25 protein-coding genes are annotated in these 26,005 nt (G+C 51.9%); 15 read left to right on the top strand and 10 right to left on the bottom strand.

Annotated features, from left to right (window positions below):
* Positions 1-123: 123 nt before the first annotated feature.
* From BM231_RS03805 to BM231_RS03815, 3 genes are all read right to left on the bottom strand, one after another.
* Entirely contained in the window at positions 124-1,059 is a 936-nt protein-coding gene (locus BM231_RS03805) for an AraC family transcriptional regulator (RefSeq protein WP_063309393.1), read from the bottom strand.
* 75 nt (positions 1,060-1,134) lie between these two features.
* Entirely contained in the window at positions 1,135-2,403 is a 1,269-nt protein-coding gene (locus tag BM231_RS03810; RefSeq protein WP_093516809.1) for a glycerate kinase type-2 family protein, read from the bottom strand.
* A gap of 177 nt (positions 2,404-2,580) precedes the next feature.
* On the bottom strand, positions 2,581-3,591 hold the full coding sequence (locus BM231_RS03815) for a proline racemase family protein (RefSeq protein WP_093516810.1): 1,011 nt from the start codon (positions 3,589-3,591) through the stop codon (positions 2,581-2,583).
* A gap of 204 nt (positions 3,592-3,795) precedes the next feature.
* Between BM231_RS03815 and BM231_RS03820 the strand changes: the two genes are divergently transcribed.
* Together BM231_RS03820 and BM231_RS03825 are read left to right on the top strand one after the other, a co-directional pair.
* Entirely contained in the window at positions 3,796-4,239 is a 444-nt protein-coding gene (locus BM231_RS03820) for a YqaA family protein (RefSeq protein ID WP_093516811.1), read from the top strand.
* A gap of 187 nt (positions 4,240-4,426) precedes the next feature.
* Positions 4,427-5,101 carry a GntR family transcriptional regulator gene (locus tag BM231_RS03825; RefSeq protein WP_093516813.1) on the top strand — a complete coding sequence of 225 codons (675 nt, stop codon included), beginning with the start codon at positions 4,427-4,429 and terminating at the stop codon, positions 5,099-5,101.
* A 33-nt stretch (positions 5,102-5,134) separates the two neighbouring features.
* On the opposite strand, the gene ubiV is transcribed toward BM231_RS03825, so the two are convergent.
* The 3 genes from ubiV to ubiT form a co-directional block, all read right to left on the bottom strand.
* Positions 5,135-6,031, bottom strand: a complete 897-nt coding sequence (gene ubiV, locus BM231_RS03830) for a ubiquinone anaerobic biosynthesis protein UbiV (RefSeq protein WP_063304365.1) — start codon at positions 6,029-6,031, stop codon at positions 5,135-5,137.
* Positions 6,032-6,040: 9 nt separating this feature from the next.
* Positions 6,041-7,060, bottom strand: a complete 1,020-nt coding sequence (gene ubiU, locus BM231_RS03835) for a ubiquinone anaerobic biosynthesis protein UbiU (RefSeq protein ID WP_093516815.1) — start codon at positions 7,058-7,060, stop codon at positions 6,041-6,043.
* A gap of 71 nt (positions 7,061-7,131) precedes the next feature.
* Entirely contained in the window at positions 7,132-7,668 is a 537-nt protein-coding gene (gene ubiT, locus BM231_RS03840; RefSeq protein WP_093516817.1) for a ubiquinone anaerobic biosynthesis accessory factor UbiT, read from the bottom strand.
* A 149-nt stretch (positions 7,669-7,817) separates the two neighbouring features.
* Here ubiT and BM231_RS03845 point away from each other — a divergent pair, with 149 nt between their 5' ends.
* From BM231_RS03845 to BM231_RS03870, 6 genes are all read left to right on the top strand, one after another.
* The gene (locus BM231_RS03845; protein WP_093516819.1) at positions 7,818-9,386 is read left to right on the top strand and encodes a UbiD family decarboxylase; all 1,569 of its coding nucleotides are present in this window, start codon (positions 7,818-7,820) and stop codon (positions 9,384-9,386) included.
* 5 nt (positions 9,387-9,391) lie between these two features.
* Entirely contained in the window at positions 9,392-9,955 is a 564-nt protein-coding gene (locus tag BM231_RS03850) for a UbiX family flavin prenyltransferase (protein ID WP_093516821.1), read from the top strand.
* 147 nt (positions 9,956-10,102) lie between these two features.
* Entirely contained in the window at positions 10,103-10,441 is a 339-nt protein-coding gene (locus BM231_RS03855; RefSeq protein WP_063297285.1) for a hypothetical protein, read from the top strand.
* 100 nt (positions 10,442-10,541) lie between these two features.
* Positions 10,542-11,261: an aspartate/glutamate racemase family protein gene (locus BM231_RS03860; RefSeq protein ID WP_093516823.1), complete on the top strand. Its 720-nt coding sequence runs from the start codon at positions 10,542-10,544 to the stop codon at positions 11,259-11,261.
* Between the two features lie 35 nt (positions 11,262-11,296).
* The gene (gene ggt, locus BM231_RS03865; protein ID WP_093516825.1) at positions 11,297-13,045 is read left to right on the top strand and encodes a gamma-glutamyltransferase; all 1,749 of its coding nucleotides are present in this window, start codon (positions 11,297-11,299) and stop codon (positions 13,043-13,045) included.
* A gap of 178 nt (positions 13,046-13,223) precedes the next feature.
* Entirely contained in the window at positions 13,224-14,648 is a 1,425-nt protein-coding gene (locus BM231_RS03870; protein WP_208860032.1) for an MFS transporter, read from the top strand.
* A gap of 26 nt (positions 14,649-14,674) precedes the next feature.
* Here BM231_RS03870 and guaD read toward each other — a convergent pair whose 3' ends face one another.
* Both guaD and BM231_RS03880 read right to left on the bottom strand, forming a co-directional pair.
* Entirely contained in the window at positions 14,675-16,000 is a 1,326-nt protein-coding gene (gene guaD, locus BM231_RS03875) for a guanine deaminase (protein ID WP_093516826.1), read from the bottom strand.
* A gap of 119 nt (positions 16,001-16,119) precedes the next feature.
* Positions 16,120-16,653, bottom strand: a complete 534-nt coding sequence (locus BM231_RS03880; protein ID WP_093516827.1) for a glycine cleavage system transcriptional repressor — start codon at positions 16,651-16,653, stop codon at positions 16,120-16,122.
* A gap of 436 nt (positions 16,654-17,089) precedes the next feature.
* Between BM231_RS03880 and BM231_RS03885 the strand changes: the two genes are divergently transcribed.
* From BM231_RS03885 to cobM, 7 genes are read left to right on the top strand one after another with little or no spacing between them, the layout of a single operon-like run.
* Positions 17,090-17,353 carry a DUF6732 family protein gene (locus tag BM231_RS03885; RefSeq protein WP_093516828.1) on the top strand — a complete coding sequence of 88 codons (264 nt, stop codon included), beginning with the start codon at positions 17,090-17,092 and terminating at the stop codon, positions 17,351-17,353.
* Positions 17,353-18,462 carry a sirohydrochlorin chelatase gene (locus tag BM231_RS03890; RefSeq protein ID WP_093516829.1) on the top strand — a complete coding sequence of 370 codons (1,110 nt, stop codon included), beginning with the start codon at positions 17,353-17,355 and terminating at the stop codon, positions 18,460-18,462. The genes BM231_RS03885 and BM231_RS03890 overlap by 1 nt, the downstream gene beginning before the upstream one ends.
* Before the next feature lie 2 nt (positions 18,463-18,464).
* Positions 18,465-19,151, top strand: coding sequence for a precorrin-8X methylmutase (locus BM231_RS03895; protein WP_093516830.1), 687 nt, complete (start codon positions 18,465-18,467; stop codon positions 19,149-19,151).
* Complete coding sequence (gene cbiE, locus BM231_RS03900) at positions 19,148-20,374, top strand: precorrin-6y C5,15-methyltransferase (decarboxylating) subunit CbiE (RefSeq protein ID WP_093516831.1); 1,227 nt, start codon at positions 19,148-19,150, stop codon at positions 20,372-20,374. The genes BM231_RS03895 and cbiE overlap by 4 nt, the downstream gene beginning before the upstream one ends.
* Positions 20,371-21,093, top strand: coding sequence for a precorrin-2 C(20)-methyltransferase (cobI, locus tag BM231_RS03905; RefSeq protein WP_208860033.1), 723 nt, complete (start codon positions 20,371-20,373; stop codon positions 21,091-21,093). The genes cbiE and cobI overlap by 4 nt, the downstream gene beginning before the upstream one ends.
* Entirely contained in the window at positions 21,066-22,919 is a 1,854-nt protein-coding gene (gene cobJ / locus BM231_RS03910; RefSeq protein WP_093516833.1) for a precorrin-3B C(17)-methyltransferase, read from the top strand. Before cobI ends, cobJ begins: the two co-directional genes overlap by 28 nt.
* The gene (gene cobM, locus BM231_RS03915; RefSeq protein ID WP_093516834.1) at positions 22,916-23,695 is read left to right on the top strand and encodes a precorrin-4 C(11)-methyltransferase; all 780 of its coding nucleotides are present in this window, start codon (positions 22,916-22,918) and stop codon (positions 23,693-23,695) included. The genes cobJ and cobM overlap by 4 nt, the downstream gene beginning before the upstream one ends.
* 9 nt (positions 23,696-23,704) lie before the next feature.
* Here cobM and BM231_RS03920 read toward each other — a convergent pair whose 3' ends face one another.
* Complete coding sequence (locus tag BM231_RS03920; RefSeq protein WP_093516835.1) at positions 23,705-25,063, bottom strand: cobyrinic acid a,c-diamide synthase CobB; 1,359 nt, start codon at positions 25,061-25,063, stop codon at positions 23,705-23,707.
* A complete protein-coding gene (cobA, locus tag BM231_RS03925) occupies positions 25,060-25,899 on the bottom strand; it encodes a uroporphyrinogen-III C-methyltransferase (RefSeq protein ID WP_093516836.1) in 840 nt (279 codons plus the stop codon). Before cobA ends, BM231_RS03920 begins: the two co-directional genes overlap by 4 nt.
* Positions 25,900-26,005 lie beyond the last annotated feature (106 nt).

Below are 26,005 nucleotides of genomic sequence, written 5' to 3' on the forward strand. Positions count from 1 at the left end.
TCTTTCGTTTTGGGCACAGTCAGATTAGGAGAAGCTCCCGTTTAGCTCAATTTCAGGACGTTCAAAGGAATATGCAGATCGTTCAGGATGGATCTAAAAGTAGAACAGTTGAGCTAATTTTATTTAATGGGATGTGCGATACGCCGCTGGTGTTAAACCCACTTCTTTCTTGAAAACCCGCGTAAATGCAGATTCAGAAGCATATCCAGCAAGCGCTGCCACTTCAGACACGCTCATCTGATCATCAACCAAACCCTGTTGTGCAATCTGGATGCGCCAACTGGTCAGATATTGCATGGGTGTAAGGCCCATCTTGCTGGAAAACTGTGTCGCAAATCCAGTCCGCGAAAGACCTGCCTCCCGCGCCAAGCCTTCTACGCTCCACTCGCGTGCAGGAGCCTTATGAAAGGCCGCCAGCGCTCTGCTCAACTGCGGATCAGCGAACCCGGCAAGCCCGAGGTGCTTTTCACCTTCCTGCTCAATGAAACTGCGCAGCGCCTGAGCAAACAAAACCTCGGTCATTTTAAGCGCGATCAGGTCACCGCCAAGGCGTGTGCCATGTGTTTCATCTCCTATCAGACGCAGAGTGGCCTCCATCCAACGCCCTGCGGCTTCTCCATAGTTCGATATATGGATGTAATCAGGCAGCTGATCAAAGATGAGATGACGAGCATTGCGAGCCAGTGAGATGTGACCGCAAATCAGCTGTGTCTCACGTTCATCCTGCTCTCCGCCATAAACCAGCACACCTTCACCGTTGTACCCGGAAAGCTCCAGAACACGATCCAGCGGCAGGATGACTTCCTCCTCAGAGCGCCCGCAATAGATGTCATGAGCGGCGCCATGAGGAACGATCAGCAAATCACCTTGGGCGAGCAACACCTTCTTGCCCGTCTCTTTCACCCGCACCATACAATCCCCACGATGGGCAAAATGAAAACGTGCCACATTCTCAAAGGACGGCACAGCAACCCCCCACGGCACCGTAAAGGAGGTGCGGAAGTAAAGTGTGCCTTTGACGGAAAGGCGGGTGAGGATGTCACTGAGCGTATCAAGCATCCACTCACTATGAGCCTAAGCAACTTACTCGTCCAGAAGCCTGAACGATCTGAGAGATAAAATGAACGCTATGGCCTAAACGGCATCAATAAAGATCGCACGAAAGTCATTTACGTTCGTCAGTGTCGGGCCGGTGATAACATTGTCGCCAATCGCCTCAAAAAACCCATGCCCATCGTTGTCAGCAAGGGACCGTCGCGGATTGATCTCTTTGCCCCAGGCTCTTTGTAGGGTGGAAGGATCACAGTAAGCCCCTGCAATCTCCTCAATCCCGTCAACGCCGTCTGTATCTCCAGCAAGGGCGTAGACACCTTGCTGGCCGTCTAAAGCAACTGCCAGTGAGAGCAAGAACTCCACATTCCGCCCTCCACGACCATTGCCCTTGATCGTGACTGTCGTCTCTCCACCAGAAAGCAACACACAAGGGGCTTCAAACGGCTGTCCGTGCGAGGCAACTTGCTTGGCAATCCCGGCCATCACAACACCTACATCCGTAGCCTCACCCTCGATGCTGTCACCCAGTATGTAAGCTGGAATACCTTGTTTCTCGGCAACAGATGCTGCGGCTTCTAGCGCCAACTGCGGCGTCGCGATCATATGCGTCTCAACAGATCCGAGGTGCAGGTCGTTTTCATCCGGCGTTTCACCAACGCCACTTTCAAGAACCTCCAATGCTCTTGCTGGGAGCTCAATCTTATACCGCTCCACAATCGCCAGAGCATCGGCACAGGTGGTCGGGTCAGCAACCGTTGGACCAGATGCAATGTTGATCGGATCATCACCGGGAACGTCGGAGATCAGCAGGTTGATCACTTTGGCAGGATGGCACGCAGCAGCCAGACGTCCCCCTTTAATCTGCGAGAGATGTCGCCGTACGCAGTTCATCTCGCTGATCGTAGCGCCACACCGCAGCAGCTCTTTATTGATGCACTGCTTGTCTTCCAACGAAAGTCCGTCAAACGGCAAAGGCAGGAGTGAAGAACCGCCGCCAGAAATGAGACAGAGAACTGTGTCCTCAGCGGAAAGATCGGAAACAAGCTTCAACATGCGCTTGGCACCAGCCAATCCTGCTTCGTCAGGCACTGGATGCGCTGCTTCAATAATCTCGATGGACTTGCAAGGAACGTTGTAGCCGTAACGTGTGATTACCAGACCACTGAGGTGGCCTTCCCAGTTATCTTCCACGGCCCGTGCCATGGCTGCGGAGGCTTTCCCCGCACCAATAACGATGAGCCGCCCTTTGGGAGTGTCAGGTAAGTACTTCGGGATGCATTTCTCAGGTTGAGCGGATTCAATGGCCGCATGAAACAGGTCACTTAGAAAACGCTTAGGATCAACTGCCATTGCTGATCACCCCCGATTGCTACCGAAAAGTTTCGGTTATCTTTTTGAATTTCTTCGTATTTTCTAGCTTTAACCCGCAGCCATTTCCAGCAAAAAACAACAGGCTCCGCTCTCTGATGAGAAAGCGGAGCCTGTCATTTTTCGAAACTTCATCGAAACCTGAAAAACTACAGAGAGTTATCTCAGCAGGAAGCCGTTACCAACAGGATCATCATTTTCCCGCCAGAAGGTTGCTTCTCCGCTGTAATGTGCTTTGCCTGCTACCTGCGCAACGATCGCGTCGTGCGGTCCGCATTTGGCATCCGCGAAATAAGTGCCTTCAAAGCTTGTTGCGATCAGGCTCTCAAAACGACGGGTTTGCCCTTTGCTAATCAGACCCTTAGCAGCTTGTGCAGCTAATCGGGCGGTGACACCGGATCCTGTTGGGCTACGGTCTACCTGACTATCAGCAAACACGCAGATGTTTGCTGTTGGATCACCGCTGTAAGCGTCATTTCCATCTGTCAGAATGGTGCCGTACAGAAATGCAAGATCTGCGTCATCTGGATGCTGAAGTGTCACAGCGGCGCGGATCGCATCGCTAACAGCGTTTGCGGCATCAACAAGATCGCGCGTTCGGGATTTCTGAACATCCAGCCCAAATGCAGAAGCGGGCGCCAGACCATAAAATGCACCACCGTAGGAGACATCAACCGTCAGCTCACCGACGCCTTTCACATCTACTGTTACATCACGGGAATGAAGGAAAGCTGGGACGGAATGGAAGGAGACTGCACCAGGGACACCGTTGTTGACCTCCACAGAAGCAATAACCAAACCACAAGGGCATTCGATGCGCACTTCAGTGACGGGTGATTTAGCTTCAACCAAGCCATGATCAATTGCGTAACGGCCCAGAGCGATCACGGCATGACCGCACATGGTGCTGTAACCTTCATTGTGGATGAAGAGCACACCAAAATGAGCATTTGGATGAGAAGGTTCAACGAGGATCGCGCCATACATATCGAAATGACCACGTGGCTCAAACATCAGAAAATGTCGGAGGTGGTCAAGGTTATCACGTGCATAGCGACGCTTTGCCAAAATGGTTTCGCCGGGGATTTCCGGATAGCCGTTGGTTACGATACGAAGCGGCTCGCCACCTGTATGCATGTCAACAACACTTATTTTCTGTTGCTTATCCATGTTCTCCCCCAGAACTAGTCGGAATGCCTTATTTCCGAACTGTTTGTCTTAGCATAGAGCTCCTTCAGCGCATTTTGTTTAATTAGCTGCAATTAATCGGAAAAATGCGCTCAAGCAAAACGAGCCCCTTCATAACCTGCACAGAGGGACGGCTCAATATGCTGTGAAATATTACTACTCAAGTGATTTGGAGTTTTTCTTAAGATGCTCGTGGCTCTTGGTGTTTATGGTGGCTTGTTCGCGTTTTCATTTCTAGCTGCCACGTTAGCTCCGGGCTCCTCAGAGGCAGCTCTCAGCGGCCTGTTGTTGGCGGGAGGTTGGGATCCAGTTATCCTGATCGCGTCTGCCTCGTTGGGCAACGTCGCAGGTTCAGTGTTCAACTGGTACTGCGGGCGTTTTCTGTCCCACTATAAAGACCGTTCGTGGTTCCCGATAAAAGAGCACCAATTCAAGCAAGCTGTGCGCTGGTTTAAGCGTTACGGCCAAGCATCAATGCTGCTCGCATGGGTGCCAATTATTGGCGACCCGCTCACCGTCATTGCAGGCACATTGCGCATGAAATTCATGAACTTTCTGGTGTTGGTCGCAATCGGCAAAGTCGCCCGATATCTGTTTGTGTATTACGCAGTTACGTTTTGGCAGGGATAACTCACGGATTAAACGTAGTTTTAAATAATCAATTCTGATTAGGGTAAATGGCCGAACTCTATGGGTTCTATAGATAAAATTAATTTTATATGTGCAATGCAATTTATCATGACTTAGCGGAAATATCGACAATGCAGAAGGGGGATGATAGAGAAAGCCGATCTTTACTCGAACCCACCTTTTGGAAATGCCTTCGTCCACGTCTAACGTCTCCATCGCTTATCGCAAACTGAAGCAAGCAATCCTCGAAAACCGGCTCGGACCGGGTACACAGGTGCTTGAGCAGGAAGCGGCTACCCAGCTGGAAATGAGCCGTACGCCAGTGCGTGAGGCCATGCTAATGCTGCAAAAGGACGGGCTCGTGGAAATGCGCTCGCGTCAAGGCATGCGCGTCCTTCCAATCACCGTGGGTGATATCTCGGAGATCTACGAGATCCTTGAGGTTGTTGAGGGGCTTGCAATCCGAAAATTAGCTGAAAAGCCAATCAGCGAAAAGCAGGCGCGTACACTTGAGGACTCTGTCACCCTGATGGATCTTTCACTTGAACGTGGAGACCTCAGCGTTTGGGCATCTGCGGACAAGAAGTTCCACGAAGATGTCGTCAAGTTCAGCGGCAACGTGCATCTGGAGACTGTCTTCCTGCAGCTCTGGGATAGATCCCAACGAGCGCGGAACATGCTGCTGAAAGCGCATGGAGCGCCCGTCAACTCTGCTCAGGAGCATTGGGAGCTGCTGAAGTTCATCAAAGAAGGCAAAGCAGCAGAGGCAGTCGAGTTTCAGAAAAGCCTGCGTGCTGAGGCCGCAGAGCAAATCTGTAAAATGATTTTTGACGTGATGGGCGGAATGGTCCCGTCAAACTAAAAGCGGGGCCGAAGCCCCGCCTTTCCTAAAATCTCAATCGGCTTCCCAGAGGTGACCCGGTTTTCCGGTCACATACCCGTTTGCCAGCGCACCCGGCAGCTGTTGTGTCTGCAGACGTGCCACGGCTTCAGCGCTTTCGATTTTTCCATCAACAAGATCACGATAGATTTCGGCAATCGCAATCATATCAATATCATGCGGTGACAGGCGCAAGCGACCAACACCCTTTGTCAAAAGTTCGTCGCGGCCAAGCGTAATGGCTTGAACGCTGTGAGACAGTGTCTGGATACCATTCGCTGCAAGAAACTTCTGATCATCCAGTGTCGTTACGTCCATGCCATCAAGATCACGATCACAAATAAACTGACAGTTGTCTTTGTGCAGCTTGTGAGCGCGTGCATGGTAACAGCGACCAGAGACAGCCAGTGGCAGACGGCCAAATGCAAACAGCTCGATGGTTAGGTCTGGCAGAGCCTGTGCAATCGCTTCAACAGACTTGATCGGCAATTCAACAGGCGGGCAAAATGTTTCCATGCCCAGGTTTATGAGAACCTTCGCTGTCTGCTCATTATAGATGTTGAGGAACGGTCCACCAACGAAAGGCTCACCTGAGCGTTTGTGAACACTCGCAATATCGTTGGCTTCCACCAGCTCGCAATCTGCTGAGAGAGCGTTGATAGACTTACGATCACGCATGGTGACAGGCAGCGCTATAGTTGAGAAGACAACCGTTTTACCAGCGTTTGTGAGGCGCTCATAAATCTCAGGCCACACTTTGTCGTTAAACGGCATACGCTTGCCGCAAATAACTTCGCCGATGTAAACGCGCTCAACAGGAGCTTCATCTGCTACACGCGCATAAAAGTCGACGAGTTTTTCGTTGGACCAGTTGAAGAAGTTGGGACCAATGGAAAGTTCGATCTTGCTCATGATTGGTCCTTATCTCCAGATCTTTTTGTAGGCGCCGGTGGTTTCGCGTCCACCTTCTGTCATTGCGCTCAACATGGCTGAAACTTCTTCTTCTGCATTGCCGCCTGCATCCATGGCATCAACAGCAGCACGGAAGGCCTTTACTACCTGAGAAATATAGGCTTTACCGCGCTGGCGGCCTTCAATCTTAACGGCGGTAACACCAGCTTTTTGAAGGCGTGGCAACAAACTTGCAGCATTCAGGCTGACAGGGTCTTCAAACAGGTAGGAAGTCTCTCCCTCTGCCTTGAAGCGCCCCTTACAAAGTGTTGGGTATCCGGCAGTTTCACCTTCACCAAAACCATCAATGGTAAAGCCGCCAAGACGGGCATAAAGGTTGCTGTCGTCTTCGTCGTAAGAAACGTCGCCCGGAGGGGAGCAAACGCCGGTGAGGTTTGGAGATTTGCCCGTGGCATAAGAAGACAGAGCACAGCGCCCTTCCGTCATCACGCAAAGCCCACCAAACACAAAGACTTCAGTCTCGACTGTAACCTCTTTATTGAGTTTGACGATTTCTTCAACAGACATGACACGTGGAAGAACCACACGCTGCACGCCAAAAGTGTCCTGATAGAAACTGATGGATTCAGGCGTTGCCGCAGCAGCTTGTACGGAAAGGTGCAGGCGCAGGTTCGGATGTTTCTCTTTTGCATAGTCAAGCACCGCAATATCGGCAGCAATGATCGCATCAGCACCAGACGCAGAAACCGCATCAACCGCGCGCTTCCAGATGTGTGTGTCACCTGCTCGGGCGAACGTGTTCACAGCAACAAGAACGTGCGAACCGTGTTTATGGGCAAGGCGAACTCCGGCATTCAACTCTTTTTCAGAGAAGTTGAGGCCGGGAAAGTTACGGGCGTTGGTTTCGTTGCGCAGACCGCAGTAAATGCTGTGTGCGCCCGCTTCTGCGGCGGCTTTAAGAGCAGCTGGTGTACCGGCTGGGCAAACAAGCTCCAGCGATGGATTATTATCGTTGCGCTGTCCAAGCATAAAACACCTTCCAGAAAATAACAGAGTGAACCACTTGGTTCGCGCAGAGTGCTTCCACTCTGCCGCGGCAATCAGGAAGTGGCAGTTGGTGCGTCGAGTAGTCGGCGCAGATGATCTAAGGTCTTGTTGGTTGCTCCATCCACGACTTCACGCGGGCGGCCATTAAAACCAAGGAATTCAGCAGGGGAGAGATCGGCTTCTTCCATGGTGTTACGAAGGGCTAGCACAGCGTCCGTATCACCCTCGATCACCAGATCGCGGGTAAAGAAAACGGCATCGCCGTCATATGTGCCATCAACCAGTCCCAGCAGGACGATGAGTGGTCCAGAGATACGCGCCGCGCCTTCGGGCGCATCTTTACGTTTGAACATCTCAACCGTCGCATGTTCACCATTCGGGATCATGCGGAAGACGTGCGGGATATCAATTGGGTCGATAATGAAATGCGTGCGTTTGTATGTGTCCAGACGCTCGAAGAGGTCTGGGCGATGACGGGCAAGCCGACGCACGGCCCGGGTCAGAGCAAAGCCAAGCGGAGGAACCGGCAATATGCCGAGAGCTTTTTGCAGGGCAGGAGGAAACAGGCCTCGTTCCGGTTTAAAGAACATACTTTAATCTCCACTGATCAGTATCCTCTCCTATTAATCCTAGCGGAACTCATCATTGATGGAGGTCAAGGACCAGAGCGACAACACCCTTCAAATGTGTGTTAATCCGGCGAACAGATCCCGAGTTTGCCCAGTAATCTGGAAATGGAATGTATTGGCGTAGCGAAAAGAAGTTCGAGACACTCTCCAGCTTTCTCAATGTATTGGAAGCGCAGCAGGAGCTTGTGAGGGTAAAGGCGCCGGTCTCAGCTCAGTTTGAAGCGACAGAAATCCATCGTCAGGTGATTGAGCAGGGTGGTCCAGTCCTTCAGTTTGATAATGCGATCACATGTTCGGGAACGCACAGCAATATGCCGCTTTTGACCAATGTGTTCGGCACGCGAGAGCGTGTTGCACTAGGCCTTGGCTGTGCTCCTGATGAGCTTCCAGCCTTGGGGGAGCTGCTGGCCTATCTCCGCTCACCGCAACCACCGAAGGGCCTGAAAGGCTTCATCGATGCGCTGCCTGTTGCCAAAGCAGCATGGGCGGCTCGCCCAAAACGCTTGCGGTCATCTCCTCTGATAGACATGCCGGTTGATCTGGAACAGTTCCCTGTGCAGATGTGTTGGCCAAACGATGCGGGGCCACTGATTACATGGGGTATCGTCATCACGCGCCCTCCGGGGAAGGATGATCCCTCTCAATACAATCTGGGTATCTACCGTGCGCAGGTCATCGGCAAAGACAAAGCAATCCTGCGCTGGCTCGCCATGCGCGGTGGAGCTGCTCACCATCGCCTCTGGCAAGCGCGCGGCGAGCGTATGCCGGTTGCCGTTGTCATCGGTGCAGATCCTGCAACAATCCTGTCAGCAGTCATACCAACACCATCTGACGTCAGTGAACTGATGATTTCCGGTGTCTTGTCTGGTGGACGACCAGAGCTGATCCCATGTAAGCACGTGGACCTGCATGTCCCAGCATCCTCTGAGATTGTCCTGGAAGGCTTTGCAGAGCCAATAGAAACAGCTGAGGAAGGCCCATTTGGAGACCATACCGGCTATTACAACGACCCTGATCAGTTCCCAGTTTTCAAAGTATCGGGCATTCGTGCCCGTAAGGACCCAGTCTACATGAGCACCTTCACCGGCAGAGCGCCAGACGAACCAGCAGTCCTGTCCGAAACTATGAACGACGTTTTCCTGCCGCTGCTGAAACAGCAAATTCCGGAGGTTGTCGATCTGTGGTTGCCGCCTGAGGCGTGCTCCTACCGAATTGCAGTTCTGAAGATCAAGAAAAGCTATCCCGGTCAGGCACGTCGCGTGATGATGGGCATGTGGTCGTTGCTGCCGCAGTTCACCATGACCAAGCTGATCATCACTGTCGATGAAGACATAGACTGCAGGAGCTGGAGCGATGTGATGTGGGCCGTCGCAACCCGCATGGACCCATCCCGCGATCTGGTTGTTCTGGACCGCACACCGGTTGATACGCTGGACTTTGCCTCGGGCATGGAAGGTCTGGGCGGCAAGCTCGGTATCGACGCGACAACCAAAATCGGATCAGAAACCCGCACTGACTGGCCAGAAGTGATGCGTATGCCGGAAGAGCTGACCAAGAAGGTTGAAGATCGCTGGGATGAACTGTTTCCAGGCGGCTTGCCTAAAAAACAAAACCAGGATCAACCAAAGGATGCTATCACCCCTTCAGAGATAAAGAGTTCTCCTGAAGGAAGTGAGTAGGCGGCATGACGAAGCGTATCATTGTTGGGGTATCGGGAGCCTCCGGTGCTCAACTTGCTCTGAAAACGCTGGAAATCCTGAAAGCGCTGAGCGTTGAAACGTATCTGGTGCATTCAAAAGGAGCCGTCGCTTCTGTTCAGCATGAGCTTGGCAAGGATGGCGTTGAGCAGCTCAAAGTGCTTGCATCCGTCACCTACGCGCCTGATGAAATGACGGCTGCTATTGCAAGCGGCTCATTCCACACTGATGGTATGATCATCACACCATGCTCCATGCGTACACTCTCAGGCGTGGCTTATTCTTTCTCAGATAATCTGCTCACACGCGCTGCGGATGTTGTGCTCAAAGAGCGCCGTAAGCTGGTCCTCGTCCCGCGTGAGACACCTTTGCATGAGGGGCATTTAGAGGCGATGCTCAAGGTGACTCGGTTGGGTGGAATTATCGCGCCGCCAGTGCCTCCATTTTATGCAGATATGCAAAACAAAGAGGATATGCTCACAGAAATTGCTGCCCGCGGCATTAATACACTAGGAATTGATCCAGGCGTGAACATGACTAAGTGGCAATAGAATTATCCTAGGTTACTTTACTGTAATCTTATGAAAATTCACCGTCCACTTTGCGGCTTAAGTTTACCGGCGATAGCTACCTTCACCTCTGAATTGAATAGGTAATTTCTATTCAATTTTAATAGAAAAATACTAAAGGTGAAGATAATGTCCCTGTGTTTTAAGCGCCCCCTCTGGTTTGGCCTCTTCGTATTTTCGGCTCTTTTCCTAGTGTTAGCGCTAGGTCAGAAAGCGAATGCGACATCAATCACTCTGGATACCACTGATACTGAACTCTGCGAAGTTCAGGTCACAATCGGACCGGAAGCTCCAAACGGACCCATTCATAGATTTACTGATATCGATGAGGATGATCGCTACACTTTCCAGACGAATAAGCTCTGTAATCGTCGCTCTGTAGGCGGCGAAGCATGTACAGGTGAGTACACCGAATGGGCATGCTGTGAAGCGAAAGATGGTGAGGACATCACCTGCAGAGTGCCTTAATTTAGGTCTCCCAGCTCAACTGCACAAAAAACAACCTTCTCTAAGTCGGCGCAATTTGCCAACATAGTCCCTACGACGAGTATTGTATGTCGAGGAATATATGAAAACGATTGGCTTATTAGGAGGAATGAGCTGGGAGAGCACTGCTACTTACTACAGACTGATTAATCAGCAAACGCGTTTACGACTTGGCGGACTTCACTCTGCTGAGCTCGTTTTATGGTCCTTTGATTTTTCTCAGATCGAGTTGCTTCTTGCACGCGGAGAGTGGGAAGAAGCGGGTAGTTTGCTAAAACAGGCGGCGCTGAAGTTAGAAAGTGCCGGTGCTGATTGCATTGTGATCTGTGCGAACACAATGCACAAAGTCGCCTCCTACATCCAGGATGGTTTGACGATCCCATTCATTCATATTGCTGAAACAACTGCGAATGCCATTCAAAAGGTAAAACGCAGGAAACCACTTTTGCTTGCAACGCGCTACATTATGGAACAGGATTTTTACATCAGAAGATTGCAGGATATCTACGGATTATCGGTAGTGATCCCTGACAATGGAGGGCAAGCCGTCGTCCATGACATCGCCTATAATGAGTTGTGTCGGGGTCAGATTAATGAGGATTCTCGCCGCACACTCTTGCAGATTGTCAGAAAAGCACAGGACCAGGGTGCTGATAGTGTCATTCTGGGGTGCACAGAGCTTGGACTGTTGGTGGGACAGGAGGATATTTCAGCTCCGGTCATTGATAGCACCACGGAACATGTGCGTGGAATTTTGGATTTTACATTGAAGAATGAAAGTGAATTTGAAGAGCTAGTCTAATCAGCGGGAATTTGCCCGCTTCAGGAGGGAAAATAATGAAGAAACTATGGGTCTCTGCCGTACTGGCAGCAGGGCTTGCTTTACCTGCGCAAGCACAGGAGGCGGCAGACAGCGTCGCTCCCGAAATGGCAAGCGGAATCTCCGACAAGAAAATGGTGACCGCGCAAAAGTTTATGGTGGTCGCCGCAAACCCTCATGCGTCAAAAGCGGGTTTTGACGTTTTGCAAGCTGGCGGCAACGCCATTGATGCAATGGTTGCTGTGCAGCTCATGCTGGGATTGGTTGAACCTCAATCCTCTGGAATCGGCGGCGGTGCGTTCCTCGTTTATTATGATGCCGAAGCAGGCAAGCTGACCACATATGACGGTCGTGAGACAGCGCCTGCATCAGCAACGCCAGAACTGTTTCAGAACGAAAACGGTGAACCACTCAAGTTTTATGATGCCGTTGTTGGCGGACTTTCTGTCGGAACGCCTGGCACAGTAAAACTGCTGTATGATACCCATGCAAAACTCGGTTCTCTACCATGGGCCGATCTTGTTGCTCCTGCCATCAAACTGGCAACAGATGGCTTTGAGGTTTCTCCGCGCCTGAACGCCCTGATCACCAATGATCAGGAGCGCCTCTCTCGCTTCGAAACAACGAGAAACTACTTCCTGCCGGGCGGCACTCCTTTGCCAGTTGGGCAGCTGCTCAAAAACCCAGAATATGCAGCGACCCTGACTGCAATTTCTCAAAATGGAGCGGATGGCTTCTATTCTGGAGATATTGCAAAGTCCATCGTTGAGACTGTTCAATCCGCTAAGGGCAATCCGGGTAAACTGGCCCTTGAAGATCTCGCAAACTACAACATCAAAGAGCGTTCAGCTGTTTGTGCTGAATACCGTGCCTACGAAATCTGCGGCATGGGCCCGCCATCTTCTGGTGCTCTGACCGTTGGCCAGATCCTCGGCCAGCTCAACAGCTACGATCTGCCATCAATGAACTCTGGCGACCCGAACGCATGGCGCTTGATTGGTGACGCATCCCGTCTCGCCTTCTCTGATCGTGGTCGCTACATGGCGGACAGTGACTATGTGCCAATGCCAACCAACGGCCTCGTTGCGCCTGCTTACCTCAAAGAGCGCGCTAAGCTTTTGAACGGCGATAAAGCCCTGCCGAAAGACAAGGTTGTCCCAGGTAACCCAACTTGGGATCACGCCATGTTGCTGGCTGATGATGAGAGCATTGAACTGCCATCAACCAGCCACTTCTCAATTGTAGATGCAAACGGCAATGCTGTTTCCATGACAACTACTATTGAGAATGGCTTTGGCTCTCGTCTTATGACCAATGGCTTCCTGCTTAACAACGAGTTGACGGACTTCTCATTCCGTACGCATCGTGATGGTGTGCCGATTGCCAACCGCGTTGAGCCAGGCAAACGCCCACGTTCTTCCATGGCGCCAACAATCGTTATGAAAGACGACAAACCATTCGTTGTCGTTGGGTCTCCAGGTGGTAGTCGCATCATTGGTTACGTAGCAACAACACTGGTTGCGAACCTGGATTGGGGTATGAACATTCAGGAAGCGATCTCCATGCCGCATCTGGTCAATCGCTTCGGCACCTATGATCTTGAGAAGGGCACTGCCGCTGAAAAGCTGCAACCTGCTCTGGATGCTATGGGTTACAAAACCAACATTCGTGACCTCAACTCCGGTCTTCATGGAATTGTGATCACCGCAGATGGCCTGCAGGGTGGGGTAGATCCACGCCGCGAAGGCCTTGCTCTAGGTGAGTAAAAACCAGATTTAACGAAGCTGAGGCTCGAGAGACCGGCATAATTGTCTCTTGAGCCTTAGTGCTCTGCTAAGTGTGTACCAAAGTACGCCCTTAAGCATCTTCTTGCCTCTGTGATAGCTAGAAACTCTTGGAATTGGCTTGTGCCTGTCGGCTACGGCCTGTGAGGTGCTAGTGCCAATGACGGAGTTGCCCCAAAACCCCACCAAATATACTTGCATGCCATCCGTTTTGCATCGATGGGTGCTGCTGGCAGCAATGAGTTTCATCCTTGGGCTCGCTTTGTTGGATGAAACAGTCGTTAGTCTGGCTCTGCCAACCATCTCAGAAGAATTTGGGATGACACTCACTCAAGCCCATTGGGTGGTGAACTCCTATCTATTGATGTTCGCAGCTTTGGTGGCTCTCGGTGGCAAACTGGCTGACTTAGTAAACATCAATTATCTCATCCTCTCTGGCATGATCATCTTCGGTTTGGCGTCGCTGGCCTGTGGCTTCGCACCAAACGGAGGGTTCCTCGTTGGTGCACGTGTCGTGCAGGGGATTGGCGCTGCAATCATGTTCCCGCTGCCGATTGTCGCCATTTCGCGCATTTTCCCACCTGAACGCAGAGGCTTCGCATTGGGCGTGTTCGGCTCAATCGCCACAATCTTCTTGTCTTCAGGGCCGTTAGTGAGCGGTTACTTCACCAGCTATTTCTCTTGGAGATGGATTTTCTGGATCAACCCACCCTTTGTTTTGATCGTCTGCTTGGTTATCGCATTTGCGCCGTTGAGGGGACGGATTGCTCACGGACAGGATAAAAGCCTTTCGGATTACTCTTTTGACTGGCTAGGCATCATCACATTGCTTGTGGGACTTTTCTTTTTCGTTCTGGCCATCATGCAAGCGCCGGAATGGGGTTGGACATCAAGAGATATCGTCTTGTCATTCGTTGTTGGGGTGTCTGCGTTAGCCGTCTTCCTATGGAATGAACTGCATAAAAAGGCACCTCTCATTCAAGTGCGTTTCTTCAAGGAGCCGTCTTTCGCCGTGGCAGCATTTGTGGTCTTTCAGGCGCAATACTCCAAGATTGCAATGTTCATTTTTGGAGCTTTGTACTTTCAGGACAAGCTCGGCTTTGCCCCTTTCTTTGCTGGCTTAGCATTGATGTCTGCAGTCGTGATGAATGCAGCAACGGCGGGCTTGAGTGGTGTTTGCGTCGATAAGTTTGGTGTTCGCACGCCAGCCATGTGGGGGCTGCTGGTGCTGTCCAGTTCCACGCTGTGGCTAACAGCGTTTATCTCACGGGATAACTATTGGCTGCTGCTGCCGGCACTGCTCGCATGGGGAGCTGCGATGCCCTTGTTGTTCCTGCCATCTATGAAGTCATCAGTGGACTCGGTTGAGTTGACGCACAAGGGGCAGGCGAGTGGTGTTATGATCACCTCTCAAATGCTGGGTGGCACAATCGGAATGTCTGTCTCCAGCTCAATATTCCTTTTCACGGAAAGCTATGAATACGTGTTTGGAACCGCGGCAGCTGTCACTCTGCTGTGCTACCTGCTGTCCTTTATGTACTTCGGAAAAGGCGCTGGTGCCCTCAACAGTAAAAAACAGAGCTGATGCACCCACCAGCTCTGTCCGCAGCGTTATCCTGCTTGAGAATAGACCCGTTTACCATCCACATATGTTGCTGCAATCGCGCGATCATCGCCAAGGATCATTTGAATGAAGAGCTGCTCAATCACGTTTTTGGCGTATGCCATGCGGTGGCGGATGAGTGGCGTTGAGAGCGGGTCGATGACAGCAAAGTCAGCTTCCATGCCAACCTTGATATTGCCGATCCGGTTCTCCTGATAGAGTGCCTTGGCAGATCCAACAGTCGCCAGATAATACGCTTGTACTGGATGCAAAGAGTAACCCTGCAACTGGGCAACCTCATAGGCTGTTCGCATCGTCGTCAGCATAGAAAAACTGGATCCGCCCCCCACGTCGGTTGCCAGCCCTACGCTGATAGGTTCGTGTGTGAAATGAGAACCACGCACATCGAACAGGCCAGAGCCGATAAAGGTGTTCGAGGTCGGGCAGTGAGCGATGGACGTACCGGTTTCGTGAATAAGCGCTTTTTCACGGTCATTCAGATAAATCCCATGCCCAAGCACGCAACCTTTACCCAGCAACCCAAAGTGCTCGTAAACGCCAACGTAATCAGGATGTTCAGGATAAAGCTCTCCCACCCACTCTAGCTCCTGACGGTTCTCAGAGGTATGGGTCTGCAGCAAGGCTTCCGGATGCTCTTTCCAGAGCGCTCCGGTCGCTTCCATCTGTTCAGGAGTAGACGTTGGTGCAAAACGTGGTGTGATGGAATAGAGCGCACGCCCCTGGCCATGCCATTTTTCCAACAACGCTTTGGATTGATCATAACCTGTCTGCGCCGTATCACGCAGGTTTTCTGGCGCATTGCGGTCCATCATGACTTTACCGGCAGCAATCCGCATGTTGTATCGCGCAGCCTGCTCGAACAGCGCATCTACAGACTCAGGATGGATGGTGCAGTAAACTGAAGCACTCGTGATACCGTTTGAAAAGCTCTGCTGTAAATACACATCTGCAGCACGGCGGGCGTAGTTAATGTCGCCAAATTTTGCTTCAGCCGGGAAGGTGTAGGTGTTCAACCACTCGATCAGTTGAGCGCCGTAGGACGCAATCACCTCTGTCTGCGGATAATGGACATGGCAATCCACAAAGCCGGGCAGAATGAATTTGCCGCTATGATCATAAACAACCGCATCATCCGGCAGTGTCTTTATCAGGTCCGCAGCATCACCAATTGCGGTAATCCTACCGTTTTCCGTAACAACCAGCCCATCAGACCAGTCTGTCAGTGCCTCTGCCGGATTATCGCAGAACGGATCGCCGCTAAATTGAAACACATGGCCGCGAAGCGCTGTTATCGTCCGAACAGTTTCTTGCATCAGATCTTTCCCGGGAATTGAACCAAACAGCCATATCTAGCGTAAATCCCAGCAGGGATCGAGGGTAAATACGTAGTTACCCGGGAGAGATCTGAGAACAACGTGATGCGTGTAAGAGATCAGTCCTCTTCTACTGCTGCTTCATTGAGTTCAACGTCAATCATCAGATCAGCCGCAATGCCTTCCAATGCGTCGGAGACTTCTGCTGGTGAGAGATGCGTTGGGATGATGATGCGAGCATTGGCGCGGAACATGAGACCACCACTCATGGAGCCCGGTTCAACCAGTGACTCCAGAGTCTCGATGCTCACATGAAGATCTGCCAACACGCTGGAAACACGGCTGATCATGCCCGGCTGATCTTGTCCCAGAATATGAAGAAGCGCATGAGCACCTGCTGGGGCATCACCTGTGTTGTGCTCATGAATGCCAATGGTAAGTCCCACAGACTCAAGCTTGGTCAGAGCTGCTGAAAGGTCTGCTGCCTGCGTCTTTTCAACATGCACACGAACAATACCTGCAAACTGACCTCCCAGACGAGAGAGGGAACTGTCAATCCAGTTCGCTTTGTGATCAGCAACCACCTTGGAGATTTCACCAACTAGACCTGGGCGATCATCAGCAACGACGGTGAGGACAAGCTCTTTTTTCATAACGCATTCTCCACAAAAGCGACCCCTGTGATAGGCTAGGGCCCTGCCTATAATAGCAATGCCAGATGCAGGTGTAAGTCAAACACTTCGATCAAGTTACTCGTATTTTTGCACCTAAGAAAACCTCTGGTATCGACCAATTGCGCAATTTATCATCTTGCTATCTCCAGGGCTGCCAACTAGCTTGCTCCTCGTAAAACTATGGACGGCGTCCCGTGACGGACTGAAATGGATTTCGGGGGCGGTCGACCCACATCGGGGGCCAGAATCGAAGCTGTCTGACGAAATAATGTGTGAAGCTACGGACTTATGGTGCGTGGTTGCTGTTCTGTTTCGTTGGTCAATCTATTGTCTTTGCGACGTCTCCTTAAATGACAGCGATAAACCCCTGTTGCCAGTGGCAATGGAAGGCACCGCTGCATGTTGGAGATAGAACATGTCTTATTTTTTAAAGCCCGCACTCCTCGCAGGAGTGATGGGGCTTTCCTCGTCTGCTGCCTTTGCGCATGCGGGACATTTAGGTGAACTCGCTGGCCACAGCCATTGGATTGGCATAGCCGCAGTCACCGGCGCTGCAATCATCGCTGGACTGGCTGCCAAAGCAAAAAAACGGTCCTCTTCCTCTGAAGAGAACTCGCCTGAAAATGCTGAGAGCGATGGCGCTCTCTCCCCGGATGGTACAGAAGCAGAGCCAGCATAATGACAATAAAAACAGAAGAAAAGCTCGGCGTCATGATCTGCGGACATGGCAGCCGAAACAAAGGTGCAGTCGCCGAATTTGCTCGCCTTGCAAAAGGTATGCGTGAAAGATTTCCGGATCTTCCAGTGGACTATGGATACCTTGAGTTCGCAAATCCAGTGATTCATTCAGGCCTGGACAATCTGCGCGAGCAGGGGTGCACGCGCATTCTTGCAGTTCCGGGTATGCTGTTTGCAGCTGGGCACGCAAAAAACGACATTCCATCTGTGCTCAACACCTATCAGGCCAAACATCCTGAAGTTTCTATCGAATATGGCCGCGAACTGGCCGTCGATACGCGCATGGTGCAGGCCGCAGGCGCACGCATTCAGGAAGCCATCGATGCAGCTGGTGGTGATGTAAAGCCAGAAGAAACCCTGCTGATGGTGGTTGGCCGTGGTGCGTCAGACCCGGATGCAAATTCCAACGTTGCCAAAATCACCCGCATGTTGTGGGAAGGCTTTGGCTTTGGCTGGGCGGAAACCTGCTATTCTGGCGTAACATTCCCCCTCGTTGAACCGGGCTTGGAGCACGCTGTTAAGCTTGGTTACAAGCGCATTGTTGTGTTCCCATACTTCCTGTTCACCGGTGTTCTTGTGCAGCGTATTTACAATTTCACCGATGAAGTTGCTGCACGCCATCCGGATATTGAGTTTATCAAAGCTGGCTATCTGAACGATCACCCGAAAGTCATCGACACCATGCAGGAGCGTGTGACGGAGATTGTTCAGGGTTCAAACAACATGAACTGCCAGCTCTGTAAATACAGAGAACAAGTTCTTGGATTTGAGGCTGAGATCGGCCTGCCTCAGGAAAGTCACCATCACCATGTGGAAGGCTTAGGCGACGAAGCAGAGTGCAAGCTGTGTGATGTGACGTGTACCGGAGAGTGCGACAGCAAGGGCGCGGATGCTCATGATCACGCGCATAGTCACTCCCATGATCACAGCCACGGGCATGGACATCACCACCATCACGGTGACGACCACGGACATGATCACCATCATCATCCGTACCCCCATGCAGATCACCCGCTTGGACCGAAATCCATGTTGAAGGACGATGCCTGAGAATGGGCCAGAACGAGATTCCAGAGGTTCTGGCATCCTACGATTACATTAGGGACCCTGCCGAAATATATCGGCAGTCCTTTTCCATCGTACGGACAGAGGCTGACTTAAAGAGCCTGCCAGATAATTTGAGGCCTGTTGCAGTCCGCTTGATACATTCCTGTGGGATGACTGATATTCCGCAGGATTTGTCATATTCTGAGGATGTCGTTACCAAAGCAAACGAGGCTCTGCGAAACGGTGCTCCCGTACTGACAGATGTCGAGATGGTTGCTCATGGCGTCATCCGCAAATATCTGCCAGTAAGCAATCAGGTCATTTGTACTTTGAACCAACCAGAAGTGCCCGAGCTAGCAAAACAGCTCGGTACAACAAGGTCAGCAGCTGCTGTTGAACTTTGGAGACCGCATCTGGAAGGTGCAGTCATAGCAATTGGCAATGCCCCGACTGCGCTATTTCATCTTCTTGAGATGGTTGCAAATGGAGCACCAAAGCCAGCTGCTATTCTCGGCTTTCCCGTTGGGTTCGTGGGGGCGGCAGAATCTAAGCAAGCGCTGGCGACAAGCTCACTCGGAATACCGTTCCTAACGCTTCAGGGACGCAGAGGTGGCTCTGCAATCGCAGCAGCAGCAGTCAATGCAATGGCGGCGGGCTTGCCTGAAGAAAAGGTGCAGGGGACATCAAAATGAGCGATCAAACAGCACCTTGGCTCACAATCATCGGCATTGGTGAGGATGGATTCAGCGGCCTGTCTGAAACTGCAAAGTCAGCACTGAGCGCTGCCTCCTGCATATATGGTGGAGCGCGACATCTGGAACTTCTGCAGGATGGTGCAAAAAACATCAGTTGTGAGATGCAGGCATGGCCATCCCCGCTTTCAAAAGGCATTGAAGAGCTTGCAGCAAATCGAGGTCAAAACACCGTGGTGTTGGCGACGGGTGATCCGCAGTGGTTTGGTATCGGAGCAACCCTTCATCGTCAGTTTAGCGCTGAGGAAATTGAAGTCATCCCGCATCTCTCAGCCTTCTCTCTGGCTGCAAGTCGCTTGGGTTGGCCTCTGCAAAATGTTGAAACTCTCAGTTTGCACGGTCGTCCACTGGATACCCTGCGCGGTTTCCTCTATCCCGGCGCCCGCATCATCGCACTCACGTCCAACGGCGCAGCTCCAGGTGAGATTGCAGATCTACTCGCTGATGAAGGGTATGGAGCAAGTACCCTGACGATACTTGAGCATCTCGGCGGTTCGCAGGAAAAAGTTATAAGCTGTGAAGCTGAAGAGTATTCTGATCAAGCTGCTGAGCTGAACACGATTGCGATTGAGGCCAAACCAATCCCAAACACGCCTGTCTTGTCGCGCACACCCGGCCTGCCGGATTCTGCGTTCCGCCATGATGGAAAGATGACCAAACAGGAAGTGCGGGCTGTTACGCTTGCCAAGCTTGCACCTATTCCGGGGCAGCTTCTGTGGGACATTGGCGCAGGTAGCGGATCCATCGGTATCGAATGGTTGCGGGCTGCAAAGGATACCAAGGCACTTGCCATTGAGCCGTTGGAAAAGCGGCATGTGTTCATTCGTGGCAATGCTGCCGCTCTAGGAACCCCTACGCTTCAGCTGATTGAAGGCAAAGCACCGGAAGCACTTGATAATTTGCCGCAGCCAAATGCGATTTTTGTTGGAGGTGGCCTGACGTCAAAGGGTATACTCAAAACATGCTTTGAGGCGCTACCATCAGGAGGTCGTCTGGTTGCCAACGCTGTGACTCTGGAAGGAGAGCAGGTGCTGGCCGAAGGCTGGAAGAAATACGGCGGAGACCTAAGCCGTATAGCAATCTCAAGAGCCGATCCCATTGGCGGTCTCACGGGTTGGCGTCCATTGATGCCGGTAACACAATGGAGCTTGGTAAAATCATGACTGGCACGCTCTATGGCGTTGGTCTTGGACCAGGAGATCCTGAGCTTTTGACGCTAAAAGCTCACCGGCTCATTTGTTCTGCAAAAACAATCGCATACCCGGCAGCTGTTGGAGTGCCCAGTTTTGCTCGACAAATTGCAGCACCGTATATTCAAGAGGAAACAACAGAAGTCCCGATTGAAATGCCGATGAAGGTCGAGCGTTTTCCTGCAAAGGAAATCTACGACCAAGCTGCAGAGACGATCTCGAAGAAATTGAAAGCCGGAGAAGATGTTGTTGTCTTGTGTGAGGGCGATCCGTTTCTCTACGGCTCGTTCATGTACCTCTACGAGCGCTTGCGCGGTGACTTCTCCTGCGAAATCGTGCCGGGTGTGTCATCAGTTAACGCCTGTGCAGCTGCATTGGGCAGGCCTCTCGCAGCGCGCAATGAAGTGCTGACAATTATTCCCGGTCCGCTGGAAGATGAGCAACTTCAGCAACGCATTGAGCAGTCTGACGCCTTCGTCATCATGAAGGTTGGACGCCATCTACCGCGCGTCAAAGCTCTGCTTGAAAAACTGGGCTTACTTGGTGCTGCCGGATACGTCGAACGCGCGACCTTGCCGGAAATGGTCGTGGCCCGTCTGGCCGACTATCCAAATGAAACGGCACCGTATTTTTCAATGATAATTGTTTATAAGGGAGAAGAGGCATGGACGTTGCACCCGCAATCGTTGTGATCAGCCCGGTCGCTCTGAAAACCGCTCAGAAGCTCTCCACTGTACTGGATGAAAGCCTCATTCATGGCTTTGCAAAACATGGTTCAAAGCCAAACGTAGATTACCAGCTGTCCTTCTCAGAGCCGATGGACCATCTGCGATCCCTGTTTCAGTCAGGAACACCAATCATCGGTATTTGTGCTGCGGGGATTCTCATCCGCGCACTCGCGCCCGTCTTGGGAGATAAGCGCAACGAACCCCCTGTTATTGCGGTGTCAGAAGATGGTTCAAGCGTCGTACCACTGCTAGGCGGACATCGTGGCGCCAATGCTCTCACTCATGAAATTGCAGAGGCCCTGCAAGGGCATGCCGCGATTACAACTGCCGGCGATACTGTATTTGGTGTTGCACTGGATGACCCACCAGAGGGCTGGACACTGGCAAATCCATCAGATGCCAAGTCAGTTATGGCGCATATGCTGGCAGGTGACACCGTAAAACTCTCCGGTCAAGCAGACTGGTTGGAGGCAGCCAACCTTCCTGTTGCAGATGATGCCGAACTGGAAATTGTTGTAACCGAGCAGCCACATGATGGGCACAACGGAAAGCTCGTGTTCCATCCTCAAACTCACGTGGTCGGTCTTGGCTGTTCCCGAGGGTGCTCTCTTGAGGAGTTGGATGAGCTCCTTCAAAAAGGCTTGGAAGAGGCAGACATCTCGATGGGAGCTGTCGCAGCTTTCGCGAGTATCGACCTGAAGGCCGATGAGGTAGCCATGAACAAGCTTGCTGTTCGCTACAATAAGCCTTTCCGCCTGTTCACAGCTGACGAACTCAACGAACAAAGAGATCGTCTGCAAAATCCGTCTGACGTGGTCTTTGCCGAGGTTGGGTGCCACGGCGTAAGTGAAGGCTCTGCATTGGCTGGTGTCGGTGTATCTGGTGAACTCGTGCTGGAAAAGCAGAAGACTGCAAACGCGACAGTTGCGATCGCCAGAGCGTTGGTCCCTGTGAAACACGAGAGACTTGGCAGAGCAAGAGGCCGTCTTCACGTCATCGGCATTGGGCCGGGGCAAGAAGCATGGCGTACGCCAGAAGCCTCCAGCTGGTTGGCTGAGGCAGATGAAGTTGTCGGCTACGGCCTCTATCTCGATCTGGTCTCATCTCTGATCAGAGGTAAGCAACGACACGCCTTTCCATTGGGTGCGGAAGAAGAGCGCGTCCGCTTTGCCCTCGAAAGAGCCGGACAGGGCCACAACGTCGCGCTGGTCTGCTCAGGAGACTCCGGTGTCTACGCAATGGGCGCCCTGGTCTTCGAACTATTAGACCGTTCGCAGGACAATGGTGGCGTCAGCGATGCAGCCCGCCGCGTTGAGGTCGCATCCGCACCGGGCATCTCTGCAATGATAGCGCTTAGCAACCGCATTGGTGCGCCGCTAGGGCACGATTTCTGCGCGATTTCGCTGTCGGATCTCCTCACTCCATGGGAAACCATCCAGCAACGCCTGGAAGGTGCAGCAATCGGTGACTTTGTGATTGGGTTCTACAACCCGGTCTCTAAGCGCCGCCGTACGCAATTGGCTTGGGCACGGGAGAAACTGCTGGAATACCGTCCAGAAAATACCCCGGTTATTCTTGGATCCAATATCGGGCGAGAGAATGAGCTCATCACCACTACAACGCTGAAGGAACTGCAAGTCGATGATGTCGACATGCTGACCACGGTCATTGTGGGATGTAGCCAAAGCCGCTTAGGGGGCAATGGCCAGTCATTGCATTTTGTGTACACGCCACGCGGATATGCCAAAAGGATTGATGCACCAGAGAAAGAAACGGAGACAGCAACGTGAGGGTTCATTTCATTGGAGCAGGGCCGGGTGATCCTGAACTCATTACAGTGCGCGGGCTCAAGCTCATCGAAAAATGTAAAGTCTGCCTATATGCAGGCTCATTGGTGCCGCCCGCTATTGTAGAGGCAGCGCCAGATGATGCTTTAGTCATGGATACAGCTTCCATGACGCTGGATGAAATCATCGACGAAATTGCGAAGGCTCACGAAAAAGATCTGGATGTGGCAAGAGTTCACTCTGGCGATCCATCTATTTATGGTGCCACAGCAGAGCAGATGCGCAGATTGGATGATCTGGGCATTGAGTATGATGTAACTCCAGGTGTACCCGCATTCGCTGCGGCTGCTGCTGCCTTGAAAACCGAACTGACGATCCCTGAGATCGCACAGAGCATCATCGTTACCAGAACTTCGATGAAGTCCTCAGGTATGCCTGAGGGTGAGGATCTGGAAACGCTTGGCCGCTCTGGCGCCACACTGGCAATCCATCTCAGTGTCAGAAATCTGGGAGAGATCTACCGGAAACTAACACCGCTTTACGGTGAAGATTGTCCAGTGATTATCGCCTACCGCGTTGGCTGGCCAGATGAGGCATTCATTCATGGAACACTAGCGGACATTCGCGATAAGGCAAAAGCCTCCAAGATCACAAGAACGGCGCTCATTTTTGTCGGACCAGCCTTGAAGGCAGGGAAAGAGTTTCGTGACAGTGCGCTCTATGACGCCAACCACGTTCACGTTCTTCGCCCAAAGAAAAAAGCAAAAGTGACCGTGTAACCAATCAGATCAGGAAGAAGCGGACCACCATTCTTCGCTTCTTTCTGCTACCACGTGGGCAAAAGATCCCATAACGCTTCCATTGATATGGCCCATTGGGGCCAGATCGTGATGCTCTGCATCCTGAGCGTCAAAAAGTGACGGTGCCTCTGATTTTACCGTCAGTGTCGAATAGTGGAACTCATGTGCCCCCAAGGGGTTCAGCCAAGGGAAACCAGCAGATTTTGCGGCATCAGTTACTTTCAGCTTGCGATAGCCCAAATGCAGTTTTCTCTTCGCAAAGCTGGTTTCAATCGGTAGCAAACCAAGCAGCTCATGAGATTGCCCGCTTTTATCGGTCAAGGCTTCACCAAGTACCATGTAGCCACCACACTCACCATAAATGAGTTTGCCCGCAGCTGCTGCAGATTTTAGTCCGCGCTTAAAGGTCTCTGCTTGAGACAACTGCTCTGCATGAAGTTCTGGATACCCACCACTCAGGAAGATTGCGTCAGCATCAGCAAGCGGGCCTTCGTTTGCTAACGGAGAGAAGAAGGAAAGCGTAACACCTTGCTTCTGCCAATCACTAAGCAGGTGCTCATAGTTGAATGCAAAGGCAATATCCTTAGCAATCGCGATATGTTGCCCAAGCGGTGGTAAATGAGAGATGCCCGTCAGCTCTTTGTTTTCTCGGGCAGGAATAGCAAGCACTTTTGCAAGGCGCATCAAAGCCGGCACATCTACACTTTCAGTAGCAACCTCGCCAGCAGCATTTAGAAATTCTTCCAAATCCTCTCGCTCACTGGCTTGCACAAGTCCCAAATGGCGTTCCGGTAGTTCCAGTTTCTTAGAGCGATAAAACGCACCCAACACAATGACATTCAACGGTTCCAATGCTCGCCGCAAAATGCGTTCATGACGCGGAGAACCCACACGGTTGAGAATGACACCTTTGATATGACAGTGTGGATGATACGTAAGGAAGCCATGGACAAGGGCAGCAACCGATTGCGCCTGAGACTTGCAATCCACCACGAGAATAACCGGCAGACCCAGATGAACTGCTAATTCTGCAACAGAGCCAGAGCCATCGGCAGCACCGTCAAAGAGCCCCATGGCTCCCTCAACAACCACAACGTCAGAGTGTTTTTCCTGCTCTGTGGCGTTGAGCGAAAGTTGCGCCAATGACATTGCCCAGGCGTCGTAGTTAAGGCATGGCCGCCCGGAAGCGGCGCTATGGAAAGCCGGATCAATATAATCTGGTCCCGACTTACCAGAGGCAATACGAAGCCCGGTATCACGAAGAGCACGCAACAGCGCCAGTGTAATCGTTGTCTTTCCAGACCCGGAAGACGGCGCGGCAATGACGAAACCCTTCGCAATAGTCATAGGGCAGGTTCTTCTTTCATTTGAGAGGGTTGTGAGGTGCGCGCTAGAGCAGGCTCAATCCAGTTCAGTTGCTCACGCAGATTCACCACCTCACCGACGACAACAATCGCAGGCGGCTTTAAGCCACTACTTGCAATATCTTCAGCGCAAGAAGAAAGCGTTGTTTCCAGTACCTGTTGGGTCTGCTGTGTAGCATTGCAGATGACAGCAACAGGCTCGGCAGCTCGTCGGCCACCATTTATAAGCTTCTGAGTAATGAGAGAAATATGCTTCATCGCCATGTACATCACGATCACGGGTGATCCTTTGGCAAGAGCATCCCAGTCGAGCTCGTCTGGCGCAACCCCATTTTGGTCATGACCTGTAAGGAACGTAACCGCTTGATTAATCCCTCGGTGGGTAGATGGAATCCCAGCATATGCCAGCCCGCCAACACCAGCTGTTATGCCGGGAATAATACGGAAGGGAACACCCGCATCCACCAGTGCCAGAGCTTCCTCTCCACCGCGGCCAAACACAAACGGGTCTCCACCTTTCAGGCGCATGACACGTTTGCCGGATTTTGCAAGTTCCACCAGCTTAATCGAGATACTTGACTGCTTGGGGGAAGGCTTGCCACCGCGCTTGCCAGCATAGATGATTTCCGCTCCGTCTCCCGCAAATTGAAGTATTCGCTCATCCACCAGTGCGTCATAGACAATGACATCCGCTTGCTGCAGGCCATTCAAAGCATGCAAGCTCAGCAGGCCGGGGTCACCAGGTCCTGCTCCAGCCAACCAAACCCATCCAGCTTCAAGCACCGGAAATTCAAAGTGGGGGAGAGAGATATCAAACAAGTGGGTCTCATGATTTATGTGATTTTGCCTAGCAATTTAATTGGAAACCAATTGGAAGTCCAAAGCCTTCTGCTTGGTATATCCCGCTAAATCTGTATAGTCGCCG

Source organism: Pseudovibrio ascidiaceicola (assembly GCF_900114245.1).
Taxonomy (GTDB): Bacteria; Pseudomonadota; Alphaproteobacteria; order Rhizobiales; family Stappiaceae; genus Pseudovibrio; species Pseudovibrio ascidiaceicola.